This is a genomic window from Enterobacter sp. 148H3 (assembly GCF_034107425.1).
Lineage (GTDB): Bacteria > Pseudomonadota > Gammaproteobacteria > Enterobacterales > Enterobacteriaceae > Enterobacter > Enterobacter vonholyi.
This window is the reverse complement of the sequence record NZ_JAWNEI010000002.1, coordinates 175,405-200,463: the sequence shown is the minus strand read 5'-3', so window position 1 is coordinate 200,463 and position 25,059 is coordinate 175,405. Positions and strand designations below refer to the sequence as shown.

Annotated in this window: 22 protein-coding genes and 1 other RNA gene; 6 read left to right on the top strand and 17 right to left on the bottom strand. The window is 56.0% G+C overall.

The window, feature by feature from the left end; all coding sequences use genetic code 11:
- Window positions 1-19: 19 nt before the first annotated feature.
- From gcvT to USH94_RS03185, 5 genes are all read right to left on the bottom strand, one after another.
- On the bottom strand, window positions 20-1,114 hold the full coding sequence (gene gcvT / locus USH94_RS03205; protein WP_111963341.1) for a glycine cleavage system aminomethyltransferase GcvT: 1,095 nt from the start codon (window positions 1,112-1,114) through the stop codon (window positions 20-22).
- Window positions 1,115-1,511: 397 nt separating this feature from the next.
- The gene (gene ubiI / locus USH94_RS03200) at window positions 1,512-2,714 is read right to left on the bottom strand and encodes an FAD-dependent 2-octaprenylphenol hydroxylase (RefSeq protein ID WP_111963210.1); all 1,203 of its coding nucleotides are present in this window, start codon (window positions 2,712-2,714) and stop codon (window positions 1,512-1,514) included.
- Window positions 2,715-2,726: 12 nt separating this feature from the next.
- Window positions 2,727-3,905, bottom strand: coding sequence for a 2-octaprenyl-6-methoxyphenyl hydroxylase (ubiH, locus tag USH94_RS03195; RefSeq protein ID WP_111963211.1), 1,179 nt, complete (start codon window positions 3,903-3,905; stop codon window positions 2,727-2,729).
- Window positions 3,902-5,215, bottom strand: coding sequence for a Xaa-Pro aminopeptidase (pepP, locus tag USH94_RS03190; RefSeq protein WP_111963342.1), 1,314 nt, complete (start codon window positions 5,213-5,215; stop codon window positions 3,902-3,904). The genes ubiH and pepP overlap by 4 nt, the downstream gene beginning before the upstream one ends.
- Window positions 5,216-5,246: 31 nt before the next feature.
- Window positions 5,247-5,825, bottom strand: a complete 579-nt coding sequence (locus tag USH94_RS03185; protein ID WP_029739212.1) for a YecA family protein — start codon at window positions 5,823-5,825, stop codon at window positions 5,247-5,249.
- A 168-nt stretch (window positions 5,826-5,993) separates the two neighbouring features.
- On the opposite strand from USH94_RS03185, the gene zapA reads away from it, so the two are divergent.
- The 3 genes from zapA (at window position 5,994) to USH94_RS03170 (ending at window position 7,169) form a co-directional block, all read left to right on the top strand.
- Window positions 5,994-6,323, top strand: coding sequence for a cell division protein ZapA (zapA, locus tag USH94_RS03180; protein WP_006811891.1), 330 nt, complete (start codon window positions 5,994-5,996; stop codon window positions 6,321-6,323).
- Between the two features lie 41 nt (window positions 6,324-6,364).
- A non-coding RNA gene (gene ssrS, locus USH94_RS03175) (6S RNA) lies at window positions 6,365-6,548 on the top strand.
- A 24-nt stretch (window positions 6,549-6,572) separates the two neighbouring features.
- Window positions 6,573-7,169, top strand: a complete 597-nt coding sequence (locus USH94_RS03170) for a 5-formyltetrahydrofolate cyclo-ligase (RefSeq protein WP_111963212.1) — start codon at window positions 6,573-6,575, stop codon at window positions 7,167-7,169.
- 96 nt (window positions 7,170-7,265) lie between these two features.
- On the opposite strand, the gene serA is transcribed toward USH94_RS03170, so the two are convergent.
- Complete coding sequence (serA, locus tag USH94_RS03165) at window positions 7,266-8,498, bottom strand: phosphoglycerate dehydrogenase (protein WP_111963213.1); 1,233 nt, start codon at window positions 8,496-8,498, stop codon at window positions 7,266-7,268.
- A 266-nt stretch (window positions 8,499-8,764) separates the two neighbouring features.
- Entirely contained in the window at window positions 8,765-9,424 is a 660-nt protein-coding gene (gene rpiA, locus USH94_RS03160) for a ribose-5-phosphate isomerase RpiA (RefSeq protein WP_003860091.1), read from the bottom strand.
- Between the two features lie 127 nt (window positions 9,425-9,551).
- Here rpiA and argP point away from each other — a divergent pair, with 127 nt between their 5' ends.
- Complete coding sequence (gene argP, locus USH94_RS03155) at window positions 9,552-10,445, top strand: DNA-binding transcriptional regulator ArgP (protein ID WP_008499727.1); 894 nt, start codon at window positions 9,552-9,554, stop codon at window positions 10,443-10,445.
- Between the two features lie 43 nt (window positions 10,446-10,488).
- Here argP and USH94_RS03150 read toward each other — a convergent pair whose 3' ends face one another.
- The 7 genes from USH94_RS03150 to tkt form a co-directional block, all read right to left on the bottom strand.
- Entirely contained in the window at window positions 10,489-11,220 is a 732-nt protein-coding gene (locus USH94_RS03150) for an oxidative stress defense protein (RefSeq protein WP_111963214.1), read from the bottom strand.
- A gap of 91 nt (window positions 11,221-11,311) precedes the next feature.
- Complete coding sequence (argO, locus tag USH94_RS03145; RefSeq protein WP_111963215.1) at window positions 11,312-11,947, bottom strand: arginine exporter ArgO; 636 nt, start codon at window positions 11,945-11,947, stop codon at window positions 11,312-11,314.
- Window positions 11,948-12,092: 145 nt separating this feature from the next.
- Window positions 12,093-12,947: a small-conductance mechanosensitive channel MscS gene (locus USH94_RS03140; RefSeq protein ID WP_111963216.1), complete on the bottom strand. Its 855-nt coding sequence runs from the start codon at window positions 12,945-12,947 to the stop codon at window positions 12,093-12,095.
- Window positions 12,948-13,133: 186 nt separating this feature from the next.
- Window positions 13,134-14,213 carry a class II fructose-bisphosphate aldolase gene (fbaA, locus tag USH94_RS03135; protein WP_008499731.1) on the bottom strand — a complete coding sequence of 360 codons (1,080 nt, stop codon included), beginning with the start codon at window positions 14,211-14,213 and terminating at the stop codon, window positions 13,134-13,136.
- Between the two features lie 92 nt (window positions 14,214-14,305).
- Window positions 14,306-15,469 (bottom strand): phosphoglycerate kinase, encoded by a 1,164-nt coding sequence (gene pgk / locus USH94_RS03130; protein WP_023309116.1) that lies wholly within the window; start codon window positions 15,467-15,469, stop codon window positions 14,306-14,308.
- A gap of 49 nt (window positions 15,470-15,518) precedes the next feature.
- On the bottom strand, window positions 15,519-16,538 hold the full coding sequence (gene epd, locus USH94_RS03125; protein ID WP_111963217.1) for an erythrose-4-phosphate dehydrogenase: 1,020 nt from the start codon (window positions 16,536-16,538) through the stop codon (window positions 15,519-15,521).
- A 325-nt stretch (window positions 16,539-16,863) separates the two neighbouring features.
- A complete protein-coding gene (tkt, locus tag USH94_RS03120; protein WP_111963218.1) occupies window positions 16,864-18,855 on the bottom strand; it encodes a transketolase in 1,992 nt (663 codons plus the stop codon).
- Window positions 18,856-19,127: 272 nt separating this feature from the next.
- Between tkt and USH94_RS03115 the strand changes: the two genes are divergently transcribed.
- Together USH94_RS03115 and USH94_RS03110 are read left to right on the top strand one after the other, a co-directional pair.
- Window positions 19,128-19,886: a M48 family metallopeptidase gene (locus USH94_RS03115; RefSeq protein WP_021242066.1), complete on the top strand. Its 759-nt coding sequence runs from the start codon at window positions 19,128-19,130 to the stop codon at window positions 19,884-19,886.
- A gap of 210 nt (window positions 19,887-20,096) precedes the next feature.
- A complete protein-coding gene (locus USH94_RS03110) occupies window positions 20,097-21,365 on the top strand; it encodes an OprD family outer membrane porin (RefSeq protein ID WP_111963219.1) in 1,269 nt (422 codons plus the stop codon).
- Window positions 21,366-21,417: 52 nt separating this feature from the next.
- Here USH94_RS03110 and speB read toward each other — a convergent pair whose 3' ends face one another.
- From speB to yqgB, 3 genes are all read right to left on the bottom strand, one after another.
- The gene (gene speB / locus USH94_RS03105) at window positions 21,418-22,338 is read right to left on the bottom strand and encodes an agmatinase (protein ID WP_014071686.1); all 921 of its coding nucleotides are present in this window, start codon (window positions 22,336-22,338) and stop codon (window positions 21,418-21,420) included.
- A 230-nt stretch (window positions 22,339-22,568) separates the two neighbouring features.
- Window positions 22,569-24,545 (bottom strand): biosynthetic arginine decarboxylase, encoded by a 1,977-nt coding sequence (gene speA / locus USH94_RS03100; RefSeq protein ID WP_008499744.1) that lies wholly within the window; start codon window positions 24,543-24,545, stop codon window positions 22,569-22,571.
- 8 nt (window positions 24,546-24,553) lie between these two features.
- Window positions 24,554-24,685, bottom strand: a complete 132-nt coding sequence (gene yqgB / locus USH94_RS03095; protein ID WP_127312443.1) for an acid stress response protein YqgB — start codon at window positions 24,683-24,685, stop codon at window positions 24,554-24,556.
- Between the last annotated feature and the right edge of the window lie 374 nt (window positions 24,686-25,059).

Genomic DNA, 25,059 nt, shown 5'->3' with positions numbered 1-25,059 from the left:
GTTCTCCTGATAAAAATGATTAGGCGACCGGCTTACCGGCGCGAACAAAAATCGGTTTGGTCACGTTGACCAGCATTTCGCGGTTGCGGATTTGCACCACCGCCGTTTCGCCAATGCCCGCCGGCACGCGTGCCAGTGCAATACTGTAGCCCAGCGTCGGGGAGAAGGTACCGCTGGTGATCACGCCTTCGCGAGGATTGCCGTCAGCATCGGTAAAGCGCACCGGCAGTTCACCGCGCAGCACGCCCTTCTCGGTCATCACCAGACCCACCAGCTGTTCAGTACCCTTCTCGCGCTGCATCTCCAGCGCTTCACGGCCAATAAAGTCACGGTCAGCCGGTTCCCAGGCGATGGTCCAGCCCATGTTGGCGGCCAGCGGAGAGACGCCTTCATCCATCTCCTGACCGTAGAGGTTCATCCCTGCTTCCAGACGCAGCGTATCGCGCGCGCCCAGACCCGCAGGCTTCACGCCCGCTTCCACCAGCGCACGCCAGAAATCAGCGGCCTTCTCGTTTGGCATCGCAATTTCATAGCCCGCTTCACCGGTGTAGCCGGTGGTGGCGATAAACAGATCGCCCGCCTGCACGCCGAAGAACGGCTTCATGCCAGCGGTGGCTTTGCGCTGCTCGTCGTTAAACAGAGAGGCGGCTTTCGCCTGCGCGTTCGGCCCCTGCACGGCGATCAGCGACAGATCGTCACGGACGGTGATGTCGATGGCATAAGGTTCGGCGTGTTGGGTGATCCAGGAGAGGTCTTTTTCGCGGGTGGCGGAGTTTACAACGAGGCGGAAGAAATCTTCAGTGAAGTAATAAACGATAAGGTCATCAATCACGCCGCCCGAGGCATTCAGCATGCCGGTATAGAGCGCTTTACCCGGCGTCTTCAGTTTGGCGACGTCGTTTGCCAGAAGATAACGCAAAAACTCCCGGGTGCGGCTACCGCGCAGATCGACAATCGTCATGTGGGACACGTCGAACATACCGGCATCGGTGCGCACCGCGTGGTGCTCATCAATCTGCGAGCCGTAGTGCAGCGGCATCATCCAGCCATGGAAGTCCACCATGCGGGCGCCGCATAACACGTGTTGTTCGTACAAAGGAGTCTGTTGAGCCATCTTGTCCTCGTTGAAAAATTCACCGTGAAACCCGGTATCGGCCCCGCGTTCGGGCACCGACGCAAACGTTCTCTTTTACCTGAACTTACCACCGAAACCGGCGGTTAACCATAAGGCAAAATGGGTCATCACATTAGCTTATGACCAAAAAACGCTAAAAATCCTACAGAGTTATTCACTGGAAAAATGCGATTAACCCCGCACAAAATTAACAATGCTCTAACAGGATTTAGCACATGGTGATATTTCGTGCGGAAAATCGGGCCGAATTTCCGTAACGAGAAAAATGCGACATTAGATTATCTAATGCGAAAAATGACGTGAAATTAGAATATTTCAAACGAGGGAATTTCCCCGGCGCAGAGGCCGGGAAAAGAAAGTGTGACAGGGATCTAAATTAACGCAGCCAGTCCGGCAGGTCGTTAAGACCCATCGCCTGACGGAGGAGTTGGGGCTTAACGCCCGGAAGGGTGTCAGCAAGCTTGAGGCCAATATCGCGCAGCAGTTTTTTCGCCGGATTCGCTCCGGCAAACAGTTCGCGGAAGCCCTGCATGCCAGCCAGCATCATCGCCGCGCTGTGCTTGCGGCTGCGCTCGTAGCGGCGCAGGTACAGATGCTGACCAATATCTTTCCCTTCGCGATGCAGGCGACGCAGCTCCTCAACCAGCTCCGCCGCGTCCATAAAGCCGAGGTTAACGCCCTGTCCGGCCAGCGGATGAATGGTATGCGCCGCATCCCCCACCAGCGCCAGACGGTGCGCCGCAAACTGACGCGCGTAGCGGCCGGTTAACGGGAATACCTGACGCTCGCTTTCAAGCGTGCACAGGCCAAGGCGGTTATCAAACGCCACGCACAGCGCCTGGTTAAAGGCGTCCGGCGTCGCCTCCTGCATCTGCCGGGCTTTCTCCGGCACCAGAGACCAGACAATCGAGCACAGGTGCGGGTCGCTAAGCGGCAGGAACGCCAGAATGCCGTCGTTGTGGAAAATCTGGCGCGCCACGCCGCCGTGCGGCTCTTCGGTACGGATCGTCGCGACCAGCGCGTGATGATGATAGTCCCAGAAGGTCAGCGGGATGTCGGCTTTATTCCGCAGCCAGGAGTTGGCACCGTCAGCACCGACCACCAGACGCGCGGTCAGCATGTCGCCGCTCTGCAGGGTGATAAACGCCTCGTTTTCGCCCCATGCCACCTGCTGGATCTGCGCAGGCGCAATCAGCGTCACGTCGCTGCACTGCTGTGCTTTCTGCCACAGCGCGTGGTGGATCACCGCGTTTTCAACGATGTGCCCCAGATGGCTATAGCCCATGCTTTCATCATCAAAAGCAATATGACCAAAGCTGTCCTTATCCCACACTTCCATGCCGTGATAGCAGCTGGCACGGTGCGCCACAATATCTGCCCAGACGCCAAGGTGAGTCAGCAGCTTTTCGCTGGCCGCATTGATCGCCGAGACGCGGAGTTCCGGCGGCGCATCCGGCGCAACGGGCTGGGGCTGCTTTTGCTCCAGCACCGCCACGCGCAGGCCGCTGCCCTGTAATCCACAGGCCAATGCCAGTCCGACCATTCCGCCGCCAACGATGGCGACATCAACATTTTGCACGATGATAACTCCTTAACGCGCGACCCAACCCAGGGTCCGCTGCGCCAGCACGTCACGTGCCGGAATGAATAGTTCCATCGCCATCAGCCCGAGGTTGCGGCCCGCAACCAGCGGTGCCCAGCGATTGGCAAAAAGATGGACCAGGCCATCGGTCACACCGATGGTGGCCTCTTTATCCGCCTGGCGGCGCTTCTGGTAATGACTCAGCACCGAATACGCCCCGCAGTCTTTTTGCTCGCCCCACGCCTGCGCCAGTGATTCGGCCAGGCTCATGACGTCGCGTAAGCCCAGGTTAAAGCCTTGCCCCGCGATGGGGTGAAGCGTCTGTGCGGCATTACCGACAAGCGCCAGACGATGGGAGACAGACTGAGACGCCGTGGTCAGCGAAAGCGGGTAGACCGTCCGCTTGCCTGCATGGGTAATACGCCCCAGCCGCCAGCCAAAGGCTTTCTGCAGCTCGGTACAAAAACGTTCGTCGGACCAGCCCTTAACCTCTTCCGCCTTATCCTGAGGATGACACCACACCAGGGAACAGCGCCCGTCCGACATCGGCAGCATCGCCAGCGGACCATGCTGCGTAAAGCGTTCAAACGCCCTGCCGTGGTGTTCAGCTGCGGTAGAGACGTTCGCAATGACCGCCACCTGCCCGTAAGGCTGCTGGCGCCACTCCACGCCACACTGGCTGCCGAGCGACGAGCGCGAACCGTCCGCGGCGACCAGAAGCTGGCCTTCAAGAACGGTGCCGTTTTCCAGCGTCACGCTAACCGACGCCTCACTACGGCTCACGCTGGCCACGCGCGCCGGACAATGCAGCGTGACGCCCGGCGCGTCCTGGAGCAGGCGGAACAGTCGCAATCCGACGTCGTGCAGCTCAACGACCTGACCCAGGGCATCAATCCGGTAATCCTGCGCGTCCAGCGTGACAAAGCCTGCATGTCCGCGATCGCTGACGTGCACGGTACCGATCGCCGTGGCGCGGTCGGCTATCGCCTGCCAGATACCAATGCGCGAAAGCTGCTGGCAGGTGCCCTGCGCCAGCGCAATGGCGCGCGCATCAAAACCGGGGTGGTTTGACGCCTCTGGCGCAACGGCTTCCACCAGGTGCACCGGAAGCTGGCCCTGCGTCAAATGCGAAATGGCCAGCGCCAGCGTGGCCCCGGTCATGCCGCCGCCAACGATAATCACGCTCATGCGCGCGCCGCTGCCATCAGCGCCTCGATATCGTCAGCGTTTTTCACGACGCTGGCGGTCAGGTTTTCGTTACCGGTTTCGGTAATCACGATGTCATCTTCAATACGAATGCCAATCCCGCGGTACTCTTCAGGCACGTCGGCATCCGGCGCGATATACAGGCCCGGCTCCACGGTTAACACCATGCCCGGCTCCAGCACGCGCGAACGGTCGGTGCCGTACGCGCCAACGTCATGCACGTCCAGCCCCAGCCAGTGGCTCAGGCCGTGCATGAAATACGGTCGATGCGCGTTTTCAGCAATCAGGGTGTCTACATCCCCTTTCAGGATCCCAAGCCTGACCAGACCGGTAATCATGATGCGCACCACTTCGCCGGTCACTTCCTGCATGGAGGTACCGGGACGATACAGCCTGAGCGCCGTATCAAGGGATTCGAGAACAATGTCGTAAATGGCGCGCTGTGCCGGTGAGAACTTACCGTTCACCGGGAAGGTACGGGTGATGTCCCCCGCATAGCCCTGATATTCGCAACCGGCGTCAATCAGCACCAGATCGCCGTCGCGCAGCGCGCTTTCGTTCTCGGTGTAGTGCAGAATGCAGCCGTTTTCCCCGCCGCCGACAATGGTATTGTAAGAGGGATAGCGCGCGCCGTGGCGGTTAAATTCGTGGTGAATTTCGCCTTCCAGCTGGTATTCGAACATCCCGGGACGGCATTTCTCCATCGCGCGGGTGTGCGCCAGGGCGCTGATTTCGCCCGCACGGCGCATCACGTTAAGCTCCTCTTCAGACTTGAACAGGCGCATCTCATGCACCACCGGACGCCAGTCCGTCAGCGTGGCCGGTGCGGACAGGTTCTGGCGCGAGCCTTTGCGCAGCTTATCCAGCGCGGTGAAAACAATCTCATCTGCGTACGCATATTCGCCCTGCGCGTGATAGAGCACGTCGAGGCCGTTAAGCAGCTGATAGAGCTGCTGGTTGATTTCGCTAAACGCCAGCGCGCGGTCAACGCCCAGCTTCGCCGGTGCGGCCTCTTGCCCCAGGCGGCGGCCAAACCAGATTTCAGCAGTTAAGTCTCGTACGCGGTTGAAAATCACGCTGTGGTTGTGGGTGTCATTGCTCTTAATCAGCACCAGCACCGCTTCCGGCTCGTTAAAGCCGGTGAAGTACCAGAAATCGCTGCTCTGGCGATAGGGATATTCGCTGTCGGCGCTGCGCGTCACTTCGGGCGCAGCAAAAATTAGCGCGGCGCTCCCCGGCTGCATTTTCGCCAGCAGCGCCTGACGGCGGCGCGAATACTCTTGACTCGAGATAACCATGACACCCTCCTGTGCGTTATTTTTCTTAATGTAAGGTTGGCTTGCGGACTTCCGGCGCGGTCGGCTGTGAGCGCGTAAAGTTGTCGTGGCACAGCAGTGCCGCCACGCGCACGTACTCGATGATCTCTTCGAGAGACATTTCCAGCTCTTCCTGGTCTTCGTCTTCATCGTAGCCGAGCTGAGCGATATTACGCAGATCGTCGATCGCCTCACCCGCTTCGCCGGTCACTTTATCCAGTTTAGGCTGCGTCACGCCCAGCCCCAGCAGATAGTGGTTTACCCAGCCGGCCAGCGCATCGGCGCGATCGAACACGCTAACGTCGTCGCCTTCAGGCAGATAAAGCTGAAAAAGGAAGCCATCGTCTTCCAGAGAATCGCTGGTGGCGGCGTGCATTTTACGCAGCGCTTCCGCCAGCTCGTGACCAAACGCCAGCCCTTCATTCGTGAGGTCGTGGATCAGCGGCTGCCAGGAGCTGTCGCTGTTTCCGCCGCACAGCATGCCACTGATCAGACCGTGCATTTCGGCAGGGGTTAAACCGACTCCCTGCTGGTTCAGTAACTGGTTTAAATCCTTGTAACCAGGCATTTCGTTCTGTATAGACATGCGCATTCGTCATCATTGGGGGGAAGTTTCATGATATGCTACCACTTTGGACCCTGGTGATACCAGAAAAGGGCTTGTATCTTCACATCAGGGTAGCTATAGTGTCGCCCCTTCGCAGCCCCCGGGGCCGTAAGCGAAGGCAGCGCAGTCAATCAGCAGGAAGGTGGCATGTCTGCACAACCCGTCGATCTCCAGATTTTTGGCCGTTCACTGCGAGTGAATTGTCCGCCTGAACAAAGGGATGCTTTGAATCAGGCTGCGGACGATTTGAATCAGCGGTTGCAAGATCTAAAAGAACGCACTAGAGTCACAAATACTGAGCAGCTGGTTTTCATCGCCGCGTTGAACATCAGCTATGAACTGACTCAGGAAAAAGCGAAGACCCGCGACTACGCGGCAAGCATGGAGCAGCGCATTAAAATGCTCCAGCAGACCATAGAACAGGCATTGCTTGATCAAGGTCGCAATCCCGAAAGACCGGGACCCAAGTTTGAATAACACTTCTCAGTTGACTATGGTAGAGTAACTGTGAAGACAAAATTTCTCTGAGATGTTCGCAAGCGGGCCAGTCCCCTGAGCCGATATTTCATACCACAAGAATGTGGCGCTCCATGGTTGGTGAGCATGCTCGGTCCGTCCGAGAAGCCTTAAAACTATGACGACACATTCACCTTGAACCAAGGGTTCAAGGGTTACAGCCTGCGGCGGCATCTCGGAGATTCCCTCTCTTTTCTTCTACCGACTACCATGACTCAATTCCCTGAAGTTTCTGCTTCACGCCAGGACATCCGTCAGCTAATTCGTCAGCGCCGCCGTGCGTTAACCTCCGATCAGCAAGCGCATTTTGCCCAGCAGGCCGCCGCCCGTATGATGGCGTATCCCCCTGTCCTGATGGCGCATACCGTTGCGCTGTTTCTGTCGTTTGACGGCGAGTTGGACACCCAACCGTTGATAGAGCAACTCTGGCGCGCCGGGAAGAAGGTCTATCTGCCTGTGCTGCACCCGTTTAGCGAGGGGAATCTGCTGTTTCTGCACTACCATCCGCACAGCGAGCTGGTGGTGAACCGCCTGAAAATCACCGAACCGAAACTCGACGTGCGCGACGTGTTGCCGCTGTCACAGCTGGATGTACTGATCACGCCGCTGGTGGCGTTTGATGAACAGGGCCAGCGTTTAGGGATGGGCGGCGGTTTTTATGACCGGACGCTGCAAAACTGGCAGCAGTACGGGTTGCAGCCGGTGGGCTATGCGCATGATTGTCAGGGCGTGGAGGCGTTACCGGTGGAGAAATGGGATGTGCCGTTGCCGGCGGTGGTGACGCCCAGCAAAATCTGGGTCTGGTAGAATAAAGCCGGGTGGCGCTTACGCTTACCCGGCCTACAAATGCTCAGAGTAGGTCGGGTAAGGCGCAGCCGCCACCCGACACCACAAACCGCACTATCAGTACAGCAGACGCGCGCGAATCGTCCCCGCAATAGACTTCATGCTCAGCAGCGCTTTCTCGGCCACATCATCATCCGCTTCGATATCAATAACCACGTAGCCCATCTGCGAGTTCGTCTGCAGATACTGCGCGGCAATGTTAACGCCCTGCTCGGCAAAGATCTGGTTGATCGCGGTCAGCACGCCTGGACGGTTTTCGTGGATGTGCAGCAGACGACGACCACCGTGCAGCGGCAGAGACACTTCCGGGAAGTTCACGGCAGAGAGCGTAGAACCGTTGTCGGAGTATTTGCTCAGTTTACCCGCCACTTCCAGACCGATGTTCTCCTGCGCTTCCTGGGTGGAACCGCCAATGTGAGGCGTCAGGATCACGTTGTCGAACTCGCACAGCGGAGAGGTAAACGGATCGCTGTTGGTGGCTGGCTCCGTCGGGAACACGTCGATGGCTGCGCCCGCCAGATGCTTACGCTTCAGCGCATCGCACAGCGCAGGGATATCGACAACCGTGCCGCGCGCGGCGTTAATCAGCAGTGAGCCCGGCTTCATCAGCGCCAGCTCTTCCGCGCCCATCATGTTTTTGGTGGACGCATTTTCCGGCACGTGCAGGCTCACCACGTCACTCATGTTCAGCAGGTCAGACAGGTGTTGAACCTGGGTGGCATTGCCCAGCGGCAGCTTGCTTTCGATATCGTAAAAATAGACATGCATACCGAGAGATTCCGCCAGAATCCCCAGTTGGGTACCGATGTGGCCATAGCCGATAATCCCCAGCTTTTTACCACGCGCTTCATATGAGCCAGACGCCAGTTTGTTCCACACGCCGCGGTGCGCCTTGGCGTTAGCTTCAGGAATGCCGCGCAGCAGAAGCAGCAGTTCGCCAATCACCAGCTCCGCCACGGAACGGGTGTTAGAGAACGGGGCATTGAAGACGGGAATACCGCGTTTCGCGGCAGCATTCAGGTCAACCTGGTTGGTACCAATGCAGAAGCAGCCGATAGCCACCAGCTTTTCCGCCGCGGCAATAACCTCTTCAGTCAGGTGAGTACGGGATCGCAGGCCAATGAAGTGGGCATCACGGATGGACGCTTTCAGCTCTTCGGTATCGAGCGCGCCTTTGTGAAATTCGATGTTGGTGTAACCTGCCGCACGAAGGCTATCGATTGCTTTTTGATGTACGCCCTCGACCAGCAGGAATTTAATCTTGTCTTTCTCCAGTGATACCTTTGCCATTTACCCGACCCTGTTTTTGTCTGAACTGATGTTGTGCTGGATATGAATCCGCCGTAGCCAACATATCAAAAAAAACTATTGCAGCAATATGAACGTTTGCGTCGGCACTCTGAAGAAAAGTCATACAGAGCAAAATGTCAGAGGAAAATGCTATGGAAATTTACAAACGCGGCAGGATCGGCAAAAGAGGCGTAAAAACGTGACACAAGTCACCGAATTTAGCTTTTCAAAAATTTTTTAGCGGGGGGAGGACTCCCCCCATCAGATCATTTTACGATGGTTTTCACGCCGTCAGCGGTGCCGATCAGCGCCACATCCGCGCCACGGTTGGCGAATAGCCCTACGGTCACTACGCCCGGAATGCCGTTGATGGCATTTTCCAGCGCAATCGCGTCAAGAATTTCCAGACCGTGAACGTCGAGGATCACGTTACCGTTGTCGGTGACTACACCCTGACGGTATTCCGGACGACCGCCAAGCTTCACCAGCTGACGGGCAACCGCGCTACGGGCCATTGGGATCACTTCGACCGGCAGCGGGAAATTACCCAGAATGTCGACCTGCTTGGAGGCGTCCGCGATGCAGATAAACTTGTCCGCAACGGAGGCGATGATTTTTTCGCGCGTCAGCGCCGCGCCGCCGCCTTTGATCATCTGCATGTGGCCGTTGATTTCATCCGCGCCGTCAACGTAAATCCCCAGACGATCCACTTCGTTAAGATCGAAAACGGTAATGCCGAGGCTTTTCAGCTTTTCCGTGGAAGCATCAGAGCTGGAAACCGCGCCCTCGATTTGCCCCTTCATCGTGCCCAGCGCATCGATAAAGTGTGCCGCGGTTGATCCCGTACCGACACCGACAATGGTACCCGGCTGTACGTACTGGAGAGCGGCCCATCCTACTGCTTTTTTCAGTTCATCCTGCGTCATGATCGTTTTGCCTGTGGTGTGAAAACTCAGGGCGCATTATAGAACACGTCGAATGGAATTCGTCTGCCACAAAGGGAAAATTGTGTCATAGTGCAGAATAAGCAAAATTAAGGAGCCAGCCAGAGCAATGAAACGTCCGGACTACAGAACACTACAGGCACTTGATGCAGTTATTCGTGAACGCGGTTTTGAGCGCGCGGCGCAAAAGCTTTGCATCACCCAGTCCGCCGTATCACAGCGTATAAAACAGCTTGAAAACATGTTCGGCCAGCCGCTGCTGGTGCGTACCGTGCCGCCACGTCCAACCGAGCAAGGGCAAAAACTCCTCGCCCTGCTGCGCCAGGTTGAATTGCTGGAAGACGAGTGGCTGGGTGACGAACAAACGGGCTCTACGCCGCTGCTGCTCTCTCTGGCGGTCAACGCCGACAGTCTGGCAACCTGGCTGCTGCCGGCTCTTGCGCCGGTATTAGCAGATTCCCCTATCCGCCTGAACTTACAGGTTGAAGATGAAACCCGAACCCAGGAGCGCCTGCGTCGCGGTGAAGTGGTTGGGGCCGTCAGTATTCAGCCTCAGGCGCTGCCAAGCTGTCTTGTCGATCAGCTGGGCGCACTGGACTACCTGTTTGTGGGGTCAAAAGCCTTTGCCGAGCGCTACTTCCCCAACGGCGTCACCCGCGCCGCGCTGCTGAAAGCCCCTGCCGTGGCGTTCGACCATCTGGACGATATGCATCAGGCATTCCTGCAGCAAAACTTCGATCTGCCGCCTGGCAGCGTGCCGTGCCATATCGTCAACTCGTCTGAAGCCTTCGTGCAGCTTGCGCGCCAGGGCACCACCTGCTGCATGATCCCGCACCTGCAGATTGAGAAAGAGTTGAAAAGCGGTGAGCTGATTGACCTGACGCCGGGGCTGTATCAGCGCCGGATGCTCTACTGGCACCGTTTTGCGCCGGAAAGCCGTATGATGCGCAACGTCACCGACGCGCTGCTGGCATACGGGCATAAGGTGTTGAGACAGGATTAAAAAGAAAAGCCGGGTGGCAGCTACGCCTTACCCGGCCTACAGATTACTGAGCAGGTTTCGGCTGTGCTGAAACTGGTTCCAGCTGGAAGACCACATCGACCTGATCGTCGAACTGAATAGTTGGCTGCTCGTAAGTTTCCTGAGCGGACACCGGGGCTGCATCAGCCTTCATCATACGAACCATCGGGCTTGGCTGGTAGTTAGAGACGTGGTAACGCACGCTATAAACCGGGCCGAGCTTGCTCTTAAAGCCAGAAGCCAGCTGTTCCGCCTGGTGAATGGCATCATCAATAGCCGCTTTACGCGCTTCGTCTTTGTATTTCTCCGGTTGCGCAACGCCCAGCGACACGGAACGAATTTCGTTGAGACCCGCCTTCAGCGCACCGTCCAGCAGCGAGTTAAGCTTATCCAGCTGACGCACGGTCACTTCAACGGTACGCACGGCGCGGTAGCCCTTCAGGATGCTTTTACCATTCTGGTAGTCGTAATCGGGTTGAGTACGCAGGTTAGCGGAGTTGATATCTTTTTTACCGACACCGTTCTGCTCGAGGAAAGAGAGGTATTGCGCAACGCGATCGTCAGCCTGCTTCTTGGCAGACGCTGCATCTTTCGCCGCCACATTCACCTCAATTGCCAGGGTTGCAACATCGGGTACCGCGTCCACGCTTGCGGTGCCTGAAGTGACGATGTGCGGGCCATCCGGCAGTTCACTTGCCTGCACCGACACCGCCCCAAAACTTACTAATGCCGCCAGGGCCATCACCTTAAACTTCACTGTTATTCCTCCATGTTGCGAAGAGTGCCCATTAACAGGGCGCATGCCAGCAAGCTTAGCGGGTCTTATTCAGTTGTCCATAAGACAAGGATTAGTTGAACAATTCCTGAACGTGATGAATCCCCTCTTTCGCCAGCTGGAAAGCGATAAACCACATCACCAGGCCGACCAGGGTATTAATGATGCGCTGGGCTTTGGCCGTACGAAGGCGGGGCGCCAGCAATGCCGCCAGAATGGCGAGACCGAAGAACCAGAGGAACGAGGCGCTGACCGTACCGAGCGCAAACCACCGTTTCGGCTCAACGTCCAGCTGTCCGCCCAGGCTGCCCAGCACCACAAAGGTGTCGAGATAAACATGCGGATTAAGCCAAGTGACCGCCAGCATGGTGACGATAATCTTCCAGCGGCCCTGCTTCATGACCTCCGCGCTCGCCAGCTCGAGGTTGCTGCTCATCGCCGTTTTCAGGGCACCAAAACCGTACCAGAGCAGAAACGCCACGCCGCCCCAAGTGACCAGCGCCAGCAGCCACGGAGACTGCATCAGCAGCGCGCTGCCGCCAAAAATCCCGGCGCAGATCAGTAGCAAATCGCTTACCGCGCACAGCAGGGCAATCATCAGATGGTACTGGCGGCGGATGCCCTGATTCATCACGAACGCATTTTGCGGTCCGAGCGGAAGGATCATGGCCGCACCTAAGGCAAGCCCTTGAAAATAATAAGATAGCATGACGATTTTCTCGCAGTGTTGTTCTGGAGGCTGACTATACTGCGCGAATCACATTAGAGGAAATGGATAATATTAATTGGGTATTAGCAGAGCTTATGAAAGCAAAGCCCGGTGGCGCGAGCGCCTACCGGGCCTACGGGTGACGTTATTCTGCTTCTTTGACTTTTTTGACGTTTACGTCCATCTGCGGATACGGGAAGCTGATGCCGTTGGCGTCGAAGTCGCGCTTAATGCGTTCCAGCACGTCCCAGTACACGTTTTGCAGATCGCTGCTTTTGCTCCAGATGCGCACCACAAAGTTAATGGAGGAAGCACCGAGTTCGTTCAGGCGAACCGTCTGCTCTTTGTCTTTCAGAATGCGATCGTCTGAAGCAATGATATTAGTAATCAGCGACTTCACCTGATCGATGTCGGAGTCGTATGCCACGCTGATAATCAGTTCGTTACGACGCACCGGTTCACGGGAGAAGTTAATAATGTTGCCCGCAATGATTTTCCCGTTCGGCACGACCACGATGCGGCCATCAACGGTACGCATGGTCGTAGAGAAAATCTGCACCTGCAGCACGGTTCCGGCAATGCCGCCCAGGTCAACGTATTCGCCGGAGCGGAACGGACGGAAGGTGACCAGCAGCACGCCTGCCGCCAGGTTTGAAAGCGAGCCCTGCAGCGCCAGACCAATGGCCAGGCCGGCGGCACCGAGAACGGCGATGACGGAGGCGGTCTGCACGCCCACACGGCCCAGCGCCGCAATCAGCGTAAAGGCGATGACGCCGTAGCGCACCAGTGCGGAGAGGAAGTCAGCCACCGTGGCGTCAATGTGACGGGCCAGCATCACGCGGTTAACCGCGTTCGATACGATACGCGCCACGATCATCCCGACGATGATGATGGCAATCGCCGCGACAATGTTCACGGCATAGCTCAGCAATAGCGCCTGGTTGCGTACCAGCCAGTTACCGGCGTTATTGATGCTGTCTACAACATCGAGTTGTTCCATTTATTCTTCCTTTTGTTAAACCAAAACACAAAATCCATCCCCCATGGAGACAGGCAGGTTCGTAAAGGGTAAACAAAAAGGACCGGGTTTGCCAAACAGATCACAAAAACAGGTCTGGCAGGGTATTGAAAAAGCATAAAAAAAGGCCCGCATTTGCGGGCCTTCTGATGCTGTTAGCAACTCAAATTACAGAACGTCGATCGCGTTCAGTTCTTTGAAAGCCTGCTCCAGACGGGTCACCATGGACGTCTGAGCAGCGCGCAGCCATACGCGTGGATCGTAGTATTTCTTGTTCGGCTGGTCTTCGCCTTTCGGGTTGCCCAGCTGGCCCTGCAGGTAAGCTTCGTTCGCTTTGTAGTACTGCAGGATACCGTCCCAGGTTGCCCACTGGGTATCGGTATCGATGTTCATTTTCACTACGCCGTAGCTTACGGAGTCTTTGATTTCCTGAGCAGAAGAACCGGAACCGCCGTGGAAGACGAAGTTCAGGCTGTTGTGCGGCAGGTTGTGTTTCTTAGACACGTATTCCTGAGAATCACGCAGGATGGTCGGGGTCAGAACCACGTTACCTGGTTTGTAAACGCCGTGTACGTTACCGAAGGACGCTGCGATGGTGAAGCGTGGGCTGATTTTGCTCAGCTCGGTGTAAGCGTAATCAACGTCTTCTGGCTGGGTGTACAGGGCAGAAGCGTCCATGTGGCTGTTGTCCACGCCGTCTTCTTCACCGCCGGTGCAGCCCAGTTCGATTTCCAGGGTCATGTCCATTTTGGCCATGCGCGCCAGGTACTTAGAGCAGATTTCAATGTTTTCGTGCAGTGACTCTTCAGACAGGTCGATCATGTGAGAAGAGAACAGTGGCTTACCGGTTGCCGCGAAGTGTTTTTCACCCGCGTCCAGCAGACCGTCGATCCACGGCAGCAGTTTCTTCGCGCAGTGGTCAGTGTGCAGGATAACTGGAACACCGTAGTGTTCAGCCATCTGGTGAACGTGGTGCGCACCAGAGATAGCGCCCAGGATTGCAGCACCCTGAGGAATGTCAGTTTTCACGCCTTTACCTGCGATGAACGCAGCGCCGCCGTTAGAGAACTGAACGATAACTGGAGCTTTAACTTTAGCAGCAGTTTCCAGTACGGCGTTGATGGAGTCGGTACCCACGCAGTTAACTGCTGGCAGAGCGAAGTTGTTTTCTTTAGCTACCTGGAACACTTTCTGTACGTCATCACCAGTGATAACGCCAGGTTTTACGAAATCAAAAATTTTAGACATGTTGCTTAGTCCTGTATCTTCGGCCGTTAGAAAAGGTGCGAGCTCTTAAAAGCGCGCTGAAAATTGGGCAGGTTTCCCTGCCCTTGAATGGCTTACTTCTTAGCGCGCTCTTCGAGCATTGCTACTGCTGGCAGTACTTTGCCTTCCACGAATTCGAGGAATGCACCGCCACCAGTGGAGATGTAGGAGATCTTGTCAGCGATACCGAACAGGTCGATTGCTGCCAAGGTGTCACCACCGCCTGCGATAGAGAACGCTTCGCTGTCTGCGATAGCGTTAGCAACGATTTCAGTACCTTTGCGGAAGTTCGGGAATTCGAACACGCCAACAGGACCGTTCCACAGGATAGTTTTTGCGTTTTTGAGGATTTCAGCCAGTTTCTGTGCAGAAACGTCGCCCAGGTCCAGAATCTGCTCTTCATCTTTGATGTCGTTCACAGATTTCAGGGTCGCGGTTGCGGTTTCGGAGAACTCGGTCGCGACGCGAACGTCAGTTGGAACCGGGATATCGCAGGTGCCCAGCAGGCGTTTGGCTTCGTCAACCAGGTCTGCTTCGTACAGAGATTTGCCCACGTTGTGGCCCTGAGCGGCAACGAAGGTGTTCGCGATACCACCGCCAACGATCAGCTGGTCAGCGATTTTAGACAGGGAATCCAGAACGGTCAGTTTGGTAGAAACTTTAGAACCACCAACGATAGCCACCATCGGACGAGCTGGTTCTTTCAGTGCTTTACCCAGCGCTTCCAGTTCGTCAGCCAGCAGAGGACCGGCACACGCTACGTCTGCGAATTTACCGATACCGTGGGTTGACGCCTGTGCACGGTGAGCAGTACCGAAGGCATCCATCACGAATACGTCGCACAGTGCAGCGTATTTTTTGGACAGGGTTTCGTCGTCTTTCTTCTCGCCTTTGTTGAAGCGAACGTTTTCCAGAACAACCAGTTCACCGGCCGCAACTTCAACGCCGTCCAGGTAATCTTTCACCAGGCGAACCGGGTTGGACAGTTTGTCTTTCAGGTAATTAACCACTGGCAGCAGAGAGAACTCTTCGTTGTACTCGCCTTCAGTTGGACGCCCCAGGTGGGAGGTGACCATCACTTTCGCGCCCTGCTTCAGAGCCAGTTCGATGGTTGGCAGAGATGCACGGATACGCGCGTCGCTGGTCACTTTGCCATCTTTAACCGGTACGTTCAGATCGGCACGGATGAAAACGCGTTTACCAGCCAGATCCAGATCGGTCATCTTAATTACAGACATGGTGAATCCTCTCGTTGATTCTTAAAGTTTTGCAGACGCACGATGCGTCTTACCTGAAACCTTGAGCGGCCATTGCTAACGTGGTGTCGAGCATTCGGTTAGCAAAGCCCCATTCGTTATCACACCAGACCAGCGTCTTGATAAGGTGTGCGCCACTAACCCTCGTTTGCGTGCCATCAACGATGGCGCTGTGCGGGTCGTGGTTAAAATCTACTGAGACCAACGGTAATTCCGTATAGTCAACTATACCATGAAATGCCCCCTGTGCCGCTTTTTGCAGCAACAGGTTGACTTCACAGGCTTTTACAGGTTTTTTCACCGTCACGCTAAGGTCGATTGCAGTAACGTTAATCGTTGGAACACGCACGGCAATCGCTTCAAACCTGTCATTAAACTGCGGAAAAATTCGGGTGATCCCTGCCGCCAGTTTTGTATCCACCGGAATGATTGACTGGCTCGCCGCGCGAGTGCGTCGTAAATCCGGATGGTAGGCGTCGATAACCTGCTGATCGTGCATGGCGGAATGAATCGTGGTCACTGTGCCGGATTCAATGCCATACGCATCGTCTAACAGTTTGATGACCGGAATAATGCAGTTGGTGGTACAGGAGGCGTTGGAAACAATGCGGTGTTCGGCCTGCAGCTCATGCTGGTTGACGCCAAACACGACGGTCGCGTCGAGGTCATTACTGCCGGGATGAGAAAACAGGACTTTTTTCGCGCCTGCAGTCAGATGCGCTTCGCCGTGTTCGCGGTTGCCATAAACACCGGTACAGTCAAGCACGACATCCACACTCAGTTCACGCCAGGGTAGCCCGGAAATGCTTTTCTCATGCAGAACACGAATAGCGTCATCACCCACAAAAAGCAGATCTCTTTCCTGGCGCACATCCCAGGCGAAACGTCCGTGGCTGGTGTCATACTTCAATAAATGCGCCATGCCCGCAGCATCCGCCAGTTCATTGATTGCCACCACGGTTATTTCCGCCCGACGTCCGGATTCATACAAAGCACGAACCACGTTACGCCCGATGCGACCGAAGCCATTAATCGCTACGCGTACGGTCATAGATCTCCTGCAAAGCAATCCCTGAGTTTGAGGTGGCTGAAAGAGTAATCCAGCTACGCCCGAAGGGGAATCCTTGCTGTCACAAACTGCGATTGATTGGTCAATTGTCGAACATTTAATCGACTGAAACGCTTCAGCAAGAATAAGCGAATCGGGGAATAAAAGGAATGTCTGTCCAGATGAATAAGCGAGCTATATGACTTGCGTCACATTTTAGGTGGAATAATGACGCAAAAAAAGCCGGGTGGCGCGCTAGCGCTTACCCGGCCTACTTTCGAGCCATTTGTAGACCCGGTAAGCGTAGCGCCACCGGGCAAAACGGCGATTACAGCAGTTCTTTCGCTTTCGCGACAACGTTCTCAACGGTGAAGCCGAACTCTTCGAACAGCTGCTCTGCCGGAGCAGACTCACCGAAGGTGGTCATACCGACGATGGCACCGTTCAGGCCCACGTATTTGAACCAGTAGTCAGCGATACCCGCTTCCACTGCCACACGTGCGGAAACCGCTTTAGGCAGAACGGATTCACGGTAAGCGGCATCCTGCTTGTCGAACGCATCGGTAGACGGCATGGAGACCACGCGCGCCTTCACGCCTTCGGCAGTCAGTTTTTCCCATGCGGCAACAGCCAGCTCAACTTCAGAACCGGTAGCGATGAAGATCAGCTCAGGCTGGCCCGCGCAATCTTTCAGCACGTAACCACCGCGAGCGATGTTCGCCAGCTGCTCAGGGGTACGCTCCTGCTGCGCCAGGTTCTGACGGGAGAGGATCAGCGCGGTTGGACCGTCCTTACGCTCAACGCCGTATTTCCACGCCACCGCGGATTCAACCTGGTCACATGGACGCCATGTGCTCATGTTCGGGGTCACGCGCAGGGAAGCCACCTGCTCTACCGGCTGGTGAGTTGGGCCGTCTTCGCCAAGACCGATGGAGTCGTGGGTGTAGACCATTACCTGACGCTGTTTCATCAGCGCCGCCATACGCACGGCGTTACGGGCATATTCAACAAACATCAGGAAGGTAGAGGTGTACGGCAGGAAACCGCCGTGCAGGGAGATACCGTTGGCAATCGCGGTCATACCGAATTCACGTACACCGTAATGGATGTAGTTACCGGCAGTATCTTCGTTGATTGGCTTAGAACCAGACCACAGAGTCAGGTTAGATGGCGCCAGGTCAGCGGAGCCACCCAGGAATTCTGGCAGCCATGGGCCGAACGCTTCAATCGCATTCTGAGACGCTTTACGGCTCGCGATTTTAGACGGGTTCGCCTGCAGCTTAGCGATAAACTCGTTCGCTTTCGCGTCGAAGTCAGACGGCATGTCACCTTTCATACGACGGGTGAATTCAGCCGCTTCCTGTGGGAAGGCTTTCGCGTAAGCAGCGAACTTCTCGTTCCAGGCCGCTTCTTTCGCCTGGCCTACTTCTTTTGCATCCCACTGAGCGTAAATCTCTGATGGGATTTCGAATGCAGGGTGTTTCCAGCCCAGCGCTTCGCGGGTCAGTGCGATTTCTGCATCGCCCAGCGGCGCGCCGTGGGAGTCGTGCGTACCCGCTTTGTTCGGTGAACCGAAGCCGATGATGGTTTTGCACATCAGCAGGGACGGTTTGTCCGTCACAGCGCGCGCTTCTTCCACTGCACGTTTAATCGAGTCAGCATCGTGACCATCAACGCCACGCACAACGTGCCAGCCGTAGGCTTCGAAACGTGCTGCGGTGTCGTCGGTGAACCAGCCTTCAACATGACCGTCGATGGAGATACCGTTGTCGTCATAGAACGCAACCAGTTTACCCAGCTTCAGGGTACCTGCCAGGGAGCACACTTCGTGAGAAATGCCTTCCATCATGCAGCCGTCACCCATGAACGCGTAGGTGAAGTGGTCAACGATGTCGTGACCAGGACGGTTGAACTGCGCCGCCAGGGTCTTCTCTGCAATCGCCATACCCACGGCGTTAGCAATACCCTGACCCAGCGGGCCGGTGGTGGTTTCTACGCCAGCGGTGTAGCCCACTTCCGGGTGACCTGGAGTTTTGGAATGCAGCTGACGGAAGTTTTTCAGCTCTTCAATTGGCAGATCGTAGCCGGTGAGGTGCAGCAGGCTATAGATCAGCATAGAGCCGTGGCCGTTGGACAGCACGAAGCGGTCGCGGTCAGCCCATGACGGGTTCTGCGGGTTGTGGTTCAGGAAATCACGCCACAGGACTTCGGCGATATCAGCCATACCCATAGGGGCCCCTGGGTGGCCGGATTTGGCTTTCTGAACTGCGTCCATGCTCAGCGCACGAATAGCATTAGCAAGCTCTTTACGTGAGGACATTTTAACTCCAGATCGGACTGTTAAAGGCCATGCCCTTGACGACAGCGCGTTTTGGGCTACGCCGGAAAAAAGTGCCAACAATGTAACCCAAGCGGCATGCCATGTACATGGACCATTCTTTTGCAGCTTAAGAAATCTCTGGATCATGCTCGCATGTTGCGCAATCTACTCGCCCGGCCCTGTAGATATTCCTTATACTTAGCCCGACACCGGCTTCGCTAACGGTGACCTTTTCGGATTTTATTCAGATTAACGAGTACGGAAGCAACCTCATGAAAATGCGTGCAATAGTGCTGGCCCTGGGTACAACGCTCCTGCTGAGCGGCTGTCAGAATATGGATTCTAACGGTCTGATGACGTCAGGGGCAGAGGCCTTTCAGGCCTATTCCCTGAGCGATGCGCAGGTGAAAGCGCTGAGCGACCAGGCCTGTAAAGATATGGACGGAAAAGCCACGCTTGCGCCGGCCAACAGTACCTACACGCAGCGTCTGAATAAGATTGCTTCCGCGCTGGGCGATAACATCAACGGCCAGCCGGTGAACTACAAGGTGTACATGGCGAAAGACGTCAACGCCTTCGCGATGGCGAACGGCTGTATCCGCGTCTACAGCGGACTGATGGACATGATGACCGACAATGAAGTGGAAGCGGTCATCGGCCATGAAATGGGCCACGTTGCCCTGGGCCACGTGAAGAAAGGGATGCAGGTTGCCCTGGGCACCAATGCCATCCGCGCAGCGGCGGCCTCTGCGGGCGGGATCGTTGGCAGCCTGTCACAGTCACAGCTTGGCGACGTGGGTGAAAAGCTGGTTAACTCTCAGTTCTCACAGCGTCAGGAGTCCGAGGCGGATGACTACTCCTACGATCTGTTGCGCAAACGCGGCATTAATCCATCAGGTTTAGCCACCAGCTTCGAAAAACTGGCCAAGCTGGAAGCGGGGCGCCAAAGCTCAATGTTTGACGATCACCCGGCCTCAGAAGAACGCGCGCAGCATATTCGCGACCGTATGGCCGCAGACGGAATTAAATAATTTCAGGAGGAGGCAGTTTTGCCTCCTTTTTATTTCGCATGAATTGTTAACTTAACAGCACGTATCGATAACACCCCTGAAAGCCCCGCCAAATCTGCCCTATGGCATTGAAATGTCTGGTCACATAATTATTGCAAAGGTCACTTTTTCCGGTAATTATCACCTCCGCAGTTATTCAAATTAATATATCCAGACAGAGACGTTCCCTCCGTGAAAAAAGAATTATCATTAGTTGCTTTAAGCTTATTTGCCGCATTACCTGCCGCTGCAAGCCAGCAATCCGACAGCCAGGGTTTTATTGACGACAGCCGTCTGGACCTGTTTTTCCGCAATGCGTATATCAGCCGCGACTACCATCAGGGCCAGCAGGACAAAGCCGAATGGGGTCAGGGGATCATCGCCACGTTTGCATCCGGCTATACCGAAGGGCTGGTGGGCTTTGGTGTGGACGGTATTGCTCAATACGGCGTGCGCCTGGACGGCGGTCGCGGTAAGAGCGGCGCAGGCGGCATCGACTTCTTTAAGCAGGAAGACGACGGCCGGGCAAAATCCGATCTGGCAAAGTTTGGCGCAACCGCCAAAATGCGCATCTCGAATACCGTACTGAGCTACGGGAATCAGCGTCCTGAATTGCCTATCGTCAATGCCGACAGCTCTCGCCTGCTGTTTGAAAGCTACACCGGCGCCATGCTGACCTCGAAAGAGATCGACGGCCTGGAAGTTAACGCCGGCTACTTCACCGACGAGCAGCGCAAAAGCGATGACCGCCACGACAGCGGGCTGAAGAGCCTCTCCTTCGGCGGCGCGAGCTACCAGTTTAACGACCAGTTCAGCGGCGCGCTTTACGCCTCTCATAATGAAGAGGTGATGAACAAGCAGTACCTGGGCCTGAACTTCAAGCAGCCGTTCAGCACCGGACAGCAGCTGGTGCTCGACTTCAACGGCTATAACTCCCGTCTCGACCAAGGTTACGCGGACAGCCTCGATACGGGCCGCAGCAACGCTATCTGGAGCCTGGCGGCGAGCTACATCTGGGATATTCACACGTTCAAAGTAGCGTACCAGCAGAGCAGCGGCAGTACCGGCTACAACTACGGCGGCTATCGTGACAAGGGCGGCGTGGGTGACGGCGGTAACACCATCTGGCTAGCGAACTCCTACTGGTCAGATTTTAACGGCGAAGATGAACGTTCATGGCAGGCTTCCTACGGTCTGGACTTTAGCGGCCTTGGCTTACCGGGCCTGAGCTGGACCACCGCCTACGTGCGTGGCGATAACATCAAAACCTCTGAAACCAGCAACGGCAAAGAGCACGAGTGGTTTAACCAGATCCAGTACCAGGTGCAGGATGGCCCGGCGAAGGATCTGAAACTGAAACTGCGCTATTCCGTGCTGCGCGTCTCCAGCAACGCCAGCGATTACAACGTGGGCGGGGACGAGATCCGCGCTTACGTGGAATACCCGTTTAACGTGTTCTAAAGGCAATAAAAAACCTCTCAATAGAGAGGTTTTTTTTCACGCCAGGCGAGGCTTATTCGCCTTTTTTAGCTGCCTGAATGTAGAGCATTTCCAGTGCCAGAGTCGCTGCGGCAAGCGCAGTGATCTCGGACTGGTCATAGGCAGGCGCCACTTCCACCACGTCCATCCCAACAATGTTCAGATCCTTCAGGCCGCGCACCAGTTTGATGGCACGATCTGAGGTCAAACCGCCGATGACCGGCGTACCGGTACCCGGAGCAAAAGCCGGATCCAGGCAGTCGATGTCGAAGGTCAGATACACAGGCATATCACCCACGATTTGCTTCACCTGAGCGATGATGTCATCAACGCCGCGATCGTTAACCTGGCCCGCATCCAGCACGGTGAAGCCGTTGTCTTTGTCGAACTCGGTGCGAATGCCGATCTGCACTGAGTGGTTCGGGTCGATCAAGCCTTCGTTCGGCGCGGTGAAGAACATGGTGCCGTGGTCAAACTCACAGCCGTTCGCGTAGGTGTCGGTATGCGCATCAAAGTGTACCAGCGCCATTTTACCGAAGTGCTTCGCGTGGGCGCGCAGCAGCGGCAGGGTCACGAAGTGGTCGCCGCCGAAGGAGAGCATGCGCTTACCGGCAGCCAGCAGCTTCTCGGCGTGGGCCTGCAGCTTTTCGCTCATCTCACGCGCGTCGCCGAAGGCGTACACCAGGTCACCGCAGTCCACCACGTTCAGGCGCTCGCGCATGTCGAAGTTCCACGGGAAGCGGTTATGCTCCCACGCAAGGTTAGTGGAAACCTGACGAATCGCTGCCGGGCCGTGACGACCACCCGCGCGGCCAGATGTCGCCATATCGAACGGCACGCCGGTGATCACCCAGTCAGCGTCGCTATCGTACGGCTGGAAGTTCATCGGAAGGCGTAAAAAACCAAACGCGTTAGATACCAGAGAGTTATCGTACTGATGACCTAAAGTGCTCATGTCCTGACCTCTTTTAAAGTCGATACATTATAAACAGATGAAAAAAAATCCCCTCCGCGTCGTTAAACCCGACGAGGAAGGGATTGATTCGTAAATCGCTTATTAGGGCGAATTATCGCCGGTAATGCATACGGGTTCAAGTGAGTATAGCATTCTGCCGGAAGGCGGCTTCGCCTTATCCGGCCTACATTCGTAGGCCCGGTAAGCGCAGCGCCACCGGGCATCAACGACTACTCGTCTTCCAGATACGTGTATCCGTACAGACCCGCTTCAAACTCTTCCAGGAACTGCTGCTGGAGCGCGTCGTCCAGACCGGTGTTTTTCACCTGATCGCGGAACTGCGTCAGCAGGGTTTTCGGATCCAGCTGAACGTATTCCAGCATGTCCGCCACGGTGTCCCCTTCATCGGACAGCTCAACTTCCACGCTGCCGTCAGGGAAGACAAACACGTCAACAGCCTCGGTATCACCGAACAGGTTGTGCATGTTGCCGAGGATCTCCTGATACGCGCCGACCATGAAGAAGCCCAGCATCGGCGGGTTCTCCGGGTCGTATTCCGGCATTGGCATCGTCGTTGCGATACCGTCGCCGTCAACGTAGTGGTCGATAGCACCGTCGGAGTCACAGGTAATGTCCAGCAGCACCGCGCGACGTTCGGGGGCGTGGTTCAGCCCTTCAAGCGGCAGTACCGGGAACAGCTGATCGATTCCCCAGGCATCCGGCATCGACTGGAACAGCGAGAAGTTGACGTAAATCTTATCCGCCATACGCTCCTGCAGCTCGTCGATTATCGGACGGTGCGCGCGGTTACTCGGGTCGAGCTGTTTCTGCACTTCATGGCACATGTTCAGGTAAAGCTGCTCCGCCCACGCGCGCTCCTGCAGGCTGAAGGTGCCTGAAGAATAGCCCACGTGAATATCGTGCAGGTCCATCTGGCTGTCGTGCAACCATTCGCGCAGGGAACGACGCGTGCCCGGCTCGTGCATCTCCTGCCAGGTTTCCCACATGCTCTGCAGGGAACGCGGGGCATCGTCTGCCGGCGGCGTCGCTTCGGTGGTTTCGCTACGCTCAACGCCGATGATGTTCGAGACCAGCACCGTATGGTGCGCGGTGACCGCGCGACCGGATTCGGTAATCACCGTCGGGTGCGGCAGGCCGTTCTCTTCACAGGCATCGCCGATCGCCCAGATGATGTTGTTCGCGTATTCGTTCAGGCCGTAGTTCACGGAGCAGTCAGACTGCGAGCGGGTCCCTTCGTAGTCCACGCCCAGGCCGCCGCCCACGTCGAAGCACTGAATATTTACGCCAAGCTTATGCAGCTCAACGTAGAAACGCGCTGACTCACGCACGCCGGTCGCAATATCGCGAATGTTGGCCATCTGCGAGCCGAGGTGGAAGTGCAGCAGCTGAATGCTGTCCAGACGACCGCGCTCGCGCAGGATTTCCACCAGCTGCAGTACCTGGTTTGCCGCCAGGCCGAACTTGGATTTTTCGCCGCCGGAGGACTGCCATTTTCCGGAACCCTGTGACGCCAGACGCGCACGCACGCCAAGGCGTGGCACCACGTTCAAACGCTCGGCTTCTTCCAGCACGATGGCGATTTCGGTCATCTTTTCGATAACCAGATAGACCTTGTGGCCCATCTTCTCGCCAATCAGCGCCAGACGAATGTATTCACGGTCTTTATAGCCGTTACAGACGATCACTGAACGGGTCATGCCCGCATGCGCCAGAACTGCCATCAGTTCCGCTTTGGAACCCGCTTCCAGGCCCAGCGGCTCGCCGGAGTGGATCAGAGATTCAATTACGCGGCGGTGCTGGTTCACCTTGATCGGGTAAACCAGGAAGTAGTCACCTTTATAACCGTAGGATTCACGCGCGCGCTTAAACGCGGCGTTAATCGAACGCAGGCGATGTTGCAGGATCTGCGGGAAGCAGAACAGTGCAGGCAAACGCTGGCCCTGAGCTTCACGGGCTTTAACCAGCTTCGCGAGATCCACGCGCGCTTCAGGGACGTCCGGATCCGGGCAGACGCTGATGTGGCCCAGTTCGTTAACGTCGTAATAGTTATTGCCCCACCAGGCAATATTGTAAGTGCGCAGCATCTTGCTGGCTTCCTCGGAGCTCATCGCAACCTCCTGCATAGAACGTAGTACACCCTGTTCGCCCGCTGACGAAGGCGAAAAAGAAGACATGTCGTCAGACATAGCGAACCTCAACTCTTTGTATTAAGTGTAAAACAGTTGACTACTATCGCAGCGTTATACGGCGATAACAACCCATAAACGGCTCCGTTTCCCAGCAGAGTATGCTGAAATCCAGACCGTGCGACCGGTTTCTTATTCATATCATTGTAAAACACGTATCCGAACTCTGTATGACAAGGTTCGGCGAAACCACGAGAAAACTCTTGTATTAACAAGAGCGCCCTTGTTCAGTTTTCACAAAGCGCGACCGGCCCTGGAATCCTGAGAAGCGCCGAGATGGGTATAACATCGGCAGGTTTGCAGACTAAAAATGCGGGTTGCGGGAATCAAATGCGCGCCAGAACGGCTGCGCTGAATTATCGGAAAACGATGGTTCATTATCTCGTATCACCTCCACGGCCGCTTCTGCTGAAACGGACCCCAAGCCAAAGCTAAAAGTTCACTGCTTAACCCGGCTGGAAGTGGCGACACGATGAGTTCATCGAGCGCTTATTTTATATGAGCCGCGCGCCGC